General features: G+C 67.1%; 5 protein-coding genes, 2 tRNA genes, 1 pseudogene and 1 riboswitch. Of the genes and pseudogenes, 4 read left to right on the top strand and 4 right to left on the bottom strand.

Features of this window, described 5'->3' with window-relative positions:
* The first annotated feature begins 411 nt into the window (after nucleotides 1-411).
* Nucleotides 412-584, top strand: a riboswitch (cyclic di-AMP (ydaO/yuaA leader).
* A gap of 4 nt (nucleotides 585-588) precedes the next feature.
* The gene (locus U9977_RS24465; RefSeq protein ID WP_322751633.1) at nucleotides 589-1,158 is read left to right on the top strand and encodes a transglycosylase family protein; all 570 of its coding nucleotides are present in this window, start codon (nucleotides 589-591) and stop codon (nucleotides 1,156-1,158) included.
* Between the two features lie 107 nt (nucleotides 1,159-1,265).
* On the opposite strand, the gene U9977_RS24460 is transcribed toward U9977_RS24465, so the two are convergent.
* The 3 genes from U9977_RS24460 to U9977_RS24450 all read right to left on the bottom strand — a co-directional run bounded on the left by U9977_RS24460 (nucleotide 1,266) and on the right by U9977_RS24450 (nucleotide 4,924).
* The gene (locus U9977_RS24460; RefSeq protein WP_416210768.1) at nucleotides 1,266-2,117 is read right to left on the bottom strand and encodes a hypothetical protein; all 852 of its coding nucleotides are present in this window, start codon (nucleotides 2,115-2,117) and stop codon (nucleotides 1,266-1,268) included.
* A gap of 91 nt (nucleotides 2,118-2,208) precedes the next feature.
* Nucleotides 2,209-3,093 (bottom strand): hypothetical protein, encoded by an 885-nt coding sequence (locus U9977_RS24455; protein WP_322751631.1) that lies wholly within the window; start codon nucleotides 3,091-3,093, stop codon nucleotides 2,209-2,211.
* Between the two features lie 166 nt (nucleotides 3,094-3,259).
* Complete coding sequence (locus tag U9977_RS24450) at nucleotides 3,260-4,924, bottom strand: alkaline phosphatase family protein (RefSeq protein ID WP_322751630.1); 1,665 nt, start codon at nucleotides 4,922-4,924, stop codon at nucleotides 3,260-3,262.
* Between the two features lie 222 nt (nucleotides 4,925-5,146).
* Between U9977_RS24450 and U9977_RS24445 the strand changes: the two genes are divergently transcribed.
* From U9977_RS24445 to U9977_RS24435, 3 genes are all read left to right on the top strand, one after another.
* Nucleotides 5,147-5,725: a hypothetical protein gene (locus tag U9977_RS24445; RefSeq protein WP_322751629.1), complete on the top strand. Its 579-nt coding sequence runs from the start codon at nucleotides 5,147-5,149 to the stop codon at nucleotides 5,723-5,725.
* 380 nt (nucleotides 5,726-6,105) lie between these two features.
* Nucleotides 6,106-6,180: transfer RNA gene (locus tag U9977_RS24440), tRNA-Asp, on the top strand.
* 90 nt (nucleotides 6,181-6,270) lie between these two features.
* Nucleotides 6,271-6,344 (top strand) — tRNA-Phe (locus tag U9977_RS24435).
* Between the two features lie 149 nt (nucleotides 6,345-6,493).
* Here U9977_RS24435 and U9977_RS27280 read toward each other — a convergent pair.
* Nucleotides 6,494-6,630 (bottom strand): annotated as a pseudogene (locus U9977_RS27280) (site-specific integrase); the annotation flags it as partial.

The following is a 6,630-nucleotide window of genomic DNA, read 5'->3' as shown; positions in this document are numbered from 1 at the left end:
CACAGGTCCACCAGGCGGTGACCGCCGACGTCCACCGCGCGGCCCAGCTCATCAACACCGGACTGGGTTCGTTCGGGCCCTTCACGCCCGACAGTGCGGGTGCAAGCTCGGATCGGCTGGCGTCACAGCAGTAACCAAACTACCGGTTACCGCAAGAGATCGGGTGTCATCCGGTCAACCGGACTTTTCACAAAGCGCATCAAGATATGCGCCAAAAGGTGGCACTCATGTCACGGAAACGTTCCATCGGTGCTGGCTGGTTAAAATGAACGCGCGCGCACGCGCATTAATGGTGATCAATACCGAAATCAAGGGTCGATGTTCGACTGTGCGCTTCTTCACCACCCCTTGCCGGCCGACCAGCCGTAGCCGATAGGGTTCCGCCGTGCCTTCGCAACGAAAGCACGCATCGGACGAAACACGCCGAGTCCTGCCCCGTCCGATGATCGTCAAACCAACGGCAGGAGCGGGGGAACCACTTTCCGGGCGCCAGCGGGCGTCCTTGGGGTGAAGCCGCACGATGCGGCCGGGCATTTCCCAGCCCGAACCCGACAGCTCACCTCGTAGGCGTGGGGAAAGGGCATTGCCATGTCCCGTTCGCGCGCCCGCCATCGCGGCAGCAGACCAACCAGTAGATACACCCGCGCGCTCATCACCATTCCGGCACTCGCCGCCGCCGTCGGCGGTGTCGGCATTGGAATCTCGGGGCCCGCCAGCGCGGCACCGTCGGACGACCAGACGTTGTCGGCAATTGCTCAGTGCGAGTCCGGCGGCAACCCGACAATCGTCAATTCGATAGGCGCCGGCGGACTGTTCCAGTTCCTTCCCAGCACGTGGCAGTCAGTCGGCGGGACCGGTCTGCCGCAGAACGCCTCCGTTGCCGAGCAGTGGAACCGCGCCCGGATGCTATACGCCCAGCAGGGTACGACGCCGTGGGTTTCATCGCAGTCGTGCTGGTCTGGAAAGGTCGGCAGCGTCGCCAACACGGCTCCGACCGCCACACAGTCGCCGTCGGCGGACTCGGTCGGGAGTGGGAGCTCGGTCGGGAGTGGGAGCGAGAGCGGAAACCCCGCCGCCGACGCTGCCGCCGCCACTGGCCGCCACCGGCACTCATACTGGTCGCCCTGGTACCAGAGCACCCAGCCGACTGACGGTTAGCCGGCAGGCGACCAAACGGAAAGAAAACCACCGGGAAGCCGGCCGGGCGCCATATGGCGCCCGGCCGCTCGCCGGATTCCGCCACGAGCCGGTACGACTAGATCGCGCTACCAGACGCCGCCGGCATCCGCCGGATCGTCGCCGCGGGCGGGGGTTGCGGGCCAGCCAGGCACGGACGGGTGCGCAACGTCCCTGCGGGTCACCGCCAGGAAGCTGACGAAACCGACGATCACAATCGCCAGAACCAGGCTGACCGGCCCGGTGCCCAGTTCAAGGCCACCGCGACCATGCGACACCCCCATCCAGTCGGCGAAGGAGGCACCGAGCGGCCGGGTCACGATGTAGGCAAACCAGAAGGCGAAAATCCCGTTCAGACCAGCCAGCCGGTAGGCCAGGGCCGGGACGGCCATCAGGACGGCAAACATCACACCCGAGGAGAAATACCCCAGGTGCGCGGTTGTCGCGGTCATGTCTCCCAGTGCGGTACCGAGCGCGAACGTCGCCATTACCGTGGCCCAGTAGAACGCCTCACGGCGACGGGTGTGGATACTGTGAATGGAGAGGGTTTTCTCGCTCATATACCAGACCGTGAAGATGGCGGCCAGCGCGATCATGAAGAAGGCGGTTGACACGAGGTACGGGATGCCGAGTCCGACATGCAGGACATCAGCCGCCATCGTGCCGAACACGCTGACCATGACAACTGCTGTCCAGTAGATCCAGACAACATATCGACGGACGTAGAACTGCAGCGCCAGCGCGGCCGCCAAGCACACGCCGGCGAGACCGACGGCAATCATCGGGCTGAGTTGGTGGGCCAGGTAATCTGACGTCGTCTCCCCCATGCCGGTGGTCAGCACCTTGGTGATCCAGAAGTACGCCGTCACTTCCGGGACCTTGCTCATTGCGCGTCGAGCACGGTCCCGAAGCACGTTCTGTTGGAGTTGACCTGTCGCCATGGTGGCAACGATGGCACAGCTATCCCCGCGCATCCCCAACCGGGTCGACGACCCCCGCGACGCCGTGTCCCCTATTGCCGGTCGCTCTTAGTCACCGTGTCCGGCTGACGAATGGTAACAAATCCGGCTGAGGTGGCGCAGACGGCTGCTCGGGTGGGGTGAGGATTGCGAGCTCGACCGCTGCGGCCACGGCGACGACGAACCCGATCGCGGCAAGCGGGAGGCAGCCCGGACGGACCTGGTCCCCCAACAGCGCAAACCCCATCGCGGCCGGGATGAGGGTTTCCGCCGCGCCCTGGCTGGCGGTGACAAGCGTCACCGAGCCGCGTTGCAACGCGGCTCCGAACGCACTCAACCCGAGCAGACCGTAGGCCAGTAGTGCCCAGGAAAGGGGGTCGGTGAGGACAGCGCCGAGGGTGTGATCGGCGTCCAACGCCCGTGCACACAGCGCAGTCCCGCCGAACGCCAGCCCCGACAGCGCTCCGAGCACCACAGCGGCGCGCTCTCCCCGCAGGGATCGGCCCGCCGCCGCGCTGGCGGCAACCAGGACGGGAACGAATAGCGCGATCACTATGGTCGCGATGGTGCCCACCGGACGCGGCGGCGCGGGCTGCGCGGTGAGGGCAAGAAGGATCAGGCCGACACCGAGCGCCGCCAGCGCGCGCAGTTGCGCCGGTCCCGGACGGCTGCGCAGGAACACCGCAGCCAGTACCGCGGTGACGCCGGCACTGCCGGCGAGGGTCGCCTGGACCGCGAACAGCGGCAGCGATCGCACCGCCACCAGTGATAGCAGCCAACCGACAAGGTCGAGTACCAGCCCGATCAGGTAGGGCAGCTGTCGCGCGAGCCGTGGCAGCAGACGCGGATCGAGCGCGCCGGCGGTGACAAGCCGGCGCGCGCCCACCGACTGCAGCACCGAACCGGCCCCATAGCACACAGCACAACCAAAAGCGGACAGGTATGCAACAACAAACACCTGATGATCTAACCACCTGCCGATGACGACCACTCCGGCACCCCCGGCGCGACGTGCCCACGGGCAGATGTCGAGGCCTTTCCCGACGGCGGCCGGGACCACCCGAAATGGGTGGTCCCGGCCGCCCTCAGGTCCCGCTGTCGCAGACCTGCCGAGGAGAAATCCCTCAGCGCAGCGGCAACGCCCGGGTGTGCTCGATCCGTACCGCCCGCAACGCGTCCGGGTCCAGGCCGAGCAGGGCCAGGATCGTCGGGGCGATCTGGGTGGTCTCGACCCGATGCCCGTCCACCTCGTGGTGCTCAACGCCGGCGCCGGACACGACCAGCGCGACGTCACGGTCCTGCGGGTCCGACCCGCCATGTTCGGCGATCTTGCCGGTACCGCCGGTGAACACGACGCCGTGCGTCACGACACCCACGACATCGGGATGGCGCGGGTCACCGGGACGGGTGCCGAAGAACGCGGCTGCCCCGTCCCCCGCGTAAACGGCCGTGAGGCCCGAGGCGGGCAACGTGGTGGGCGTGCCGTCGATCGTCTTGCCCGCCGCCGGGTGGGTGAGCAGGAAGGTACGGGCGAACGCGGTCGCCGCCGCCGAGGTGTCGCTGAGCCAGAACTGCAGGACGTCGTCATCGACCGCGAAGGCCACCAGCGGGGCCGCACCGGGATGCCCCGCAGCCCATGCCGCGTTCAACCCGTCGATGATCGGTCCGTCGGCGACGCGGGTGAGATCGGCCGGGTCGGTGGGCGACTGGCCGTGCTTCGCGGACAGGATGACCGTGGTGCTGCCGGTCAGGCCGCGGCGCTGGATCTCCTCCACGATCGTGGCGACGCTCGCGTCGACATAGCCCAGCGCGCGGGCGAGCAGCGGACCGGGGGTGACGCCGCCGGGCAGGTATCCGCCGGTCAGACCATCCGAGCGGGGCAGCTTCTCGGCGGTGGAGACGGTCTGGAAGTTCATCCCGAAGATGGCCGGCGTACCGACCTTCGTCGTCCGGCTGTGGTCGTAGCCGTCGATCTCGTTGAGGACCGCCTGCAGCTTGTAGCTGTCGTACTGCTGCGTCGCGGCGTTGTCCTTGGTCCAGTCACCGGAAGCGAAGCCGATCGCGGTACTGTTGACCTCCGGGGTGAACAGGTCCTGGACGCCGGTACCGGACGGCCCGTTGACGATCTCGTATGCGGGGTGCTTGTCCGACCATGCGGTGCGCAGCCCGGCGGCCCGCGCCACCTCGAAGACGGTGTTCACCTTGAGGTAGGAGTGCGGGTAGACCGGCATGCAGGTGGTCGGGTCCACCGGCAGCAGGGCCGGGTTGATCAGCGTCTGCGGTGTCGCGGTCAGCGCGAGGATGCCGCCGGGCAGGCCCGGCAGGTGCGCACCGGCGTCGATCGAGGTCGGGTCGCGGTCGAGGCCCTCGGTGTAGTTGACCTCGGTACCGGCCTTGACACCCGCGCAGGATGTCGTTCCCGCCGGCAGCAGCTGCGAGTTGTAGGTGTCGTCGTAGTAGATCCCGGTCGTGGCCGGGTTCCCACCGGTCACCTGCGCGATCAGACCCGGGAACGAGTCCGACGGCACCGGTGTCTGCGCCCGGGTGAACTCGGTACCCCGGCGGACCAGGCGGGCAAGGGCTGAATCCGGATACTGAGCGACATACCATTCCAGATCGGCCTGGTGCAGGCCGTCCACGGACAGCAACAGCACATGTCGGGTCGACCCGTGGCCGTGACGATTGTCGGTAGCAGTGGCCGGGCCGGCGGCTGCCACCCCACCAATGACGGCAGCGGCCAGTAATCCGGTCGTAACGGCGGCGGCCGACCGCGGGAAAATGCGGGACACAGTTCCTCCTCATGCAACCGGTGCCACACCGGGTGCCTCCGCATTGCTAGACCTCTACGGCGACCGGGACAGGATTGTCAGGTAAACAGGACACGAAAAGACCTTTCAGCGGACCTTCATCAACCTCTTAAACTTCTCCTAATCGGATGTCAGGTAGCGCCCAGCCCGACCTACCACGCTGAGTAGGTACCGCCACGGTGGCGGTACAGGAGGAGGCACGACATGACGGATCAGCCTGGCTGGTATGGCTGGGATGCGGCGGCACCGCCATCCCCACCGTCCTCGGAATCCCCGACGAACCAGGCCCCGCAGCGACGTCGGTTCGGCAAGGCGGCGGGGCTGCTCGGCGCCGGCGTGCTGGCCGGAGCGATTCTGGGCGGCACCCTCAGCGCCACCGCAGCGTCCTCGAGCCCGAGCCCGAGCCCGGGCGGATCAGCCGGGACGACCCAGACCGCCCCGGACAACGACGGCGACGGTCATGGTTTCGGGCACGGTGGCGTCAGGCACGGTGGCGCCCTCGATCAGACCGGTACCGTGACCGCGGTCGGGTCGGCATCGGTAACCATCAAGACCAGTAGCAGCACGACCGAATACGCGGTCACCAGCGACAGCGACATCGACAAGAACGGTGAAGCGCAGCTGAGCGACCTGAAGGTTGGCGATTCTGTCACCTTCAACACCACCACCGTCAACGGCAAAGCCACGATCGACAAGCTGCACTCCGGCGACGAAGCGCTCAACATGCCGCATGGTCGTCACGGCTCGGGCACCGACAGCTCTAGCGGGACGCCAGCCGGGTAGGCAACCGGTGGGGACCGGAAAGGGTCGGAGTAGGACCGCCGGGCAATAGGGGTGTGGATCAAGAGGGGCTTGGATCAAGAAACGGGGCCGGGGCGGGTAGATCGCGAGGTGCGAAGAGGGAGGCACCGGAGGTTGTGGGTGTCGACCGACGACGACACAGCGGGGTACGTGCCCCGCCCCCGCGCAGGTGCAGGCAGGCCCACCCACCCCGGACCGCCCCGCCATCCTGTATGCTGCTGTTGCACTCCTGAGCGAAGCCCCCGCCAGCCAGGCGCGGTGGTGGGTCTGAGGGATGGGACGCCCTGCCTCACAGGTGCAGGGCCTCACAGAGACACAACATCACAAGCGAGATCGTGATACAACTGAACAGCACACAGCATGGTCCTGTGGTGAAGCCTGGAGTTCACGCCGCCCTGTCAAGGCGGAGGTCGCGGGTTCGAATCCCGTCAGGACCGCGCTCGCACCATCGGTTGATGTCAGCGTAATGTTGATCTCACCGGTTGGGGCGACCTGGTTGGGCCGTGTTCGGCAGGATGGTTGCACCGGGGCAGGTAGCTCAGTCGGTACGAGCGTCCGCCTGAAAAGCGGAAGGTCGGCGGTTCGACCCCGCCCCTGCCCACGCGCTAGCTTCTGTTGCTCGCCGCACTGACGTGCAGCCTCGCACCAGCCGCGATGCCCACCGGGGGGCCAAGCCCCCCGAAACCCCCCGTGTCGAGCTTCGCTCGACCAAGGGGTTTTCTTCATTTGACGGCAACCCTGACGGCAACGTCAGCGAAGCTGATCGTCCAGCTTGCTCAACGCGTCCCGCATCTGGCCGAGGGACGTAGGCGCGTAGATCGTCATCGTGACTTCGATCGCCGAGCGTCCGGCGATATCCCGAACCGTGTGCGGCGGCACGCCCAGGT

Source organism: Protofrankia sp. Cas8 (assembly GCF_963555845.1).
Taxonomy (GTDB): domain Bacteria; phylum Actinomycetota; class Actinomycetes; order Frankiales; family Frankiaceae; genus Protofrankia.
This window is presented reverse-complemented; position numbering and strand designations above follow the sequence as displayed.

Excerpts from the sequence above, each read along its gene's own strand:
- U9977_RS24465 (WP_322751633.1), top strand. The coding sequence starts at position 589 with ATGTCCCGTTCGCGCGCCCGCCATCGCGGCAGCAGACCAACCAGTAGA.
- U9977_RS24460 (WP_416210768.1), bottom strand. The coding sequence starts at position 2,117 with ATGGCGACAGGTCAACTCCAACAGAACGTGCTTCGGGACCGTGCTCGA.
- U9977_RS24445 (WP_322751629.1), top strand. The coding sequence starts at position 5,147 with ATGACGGATCAGCCTGGCTGGTATGGCTGGGATGCGGCGGCACCGCCA.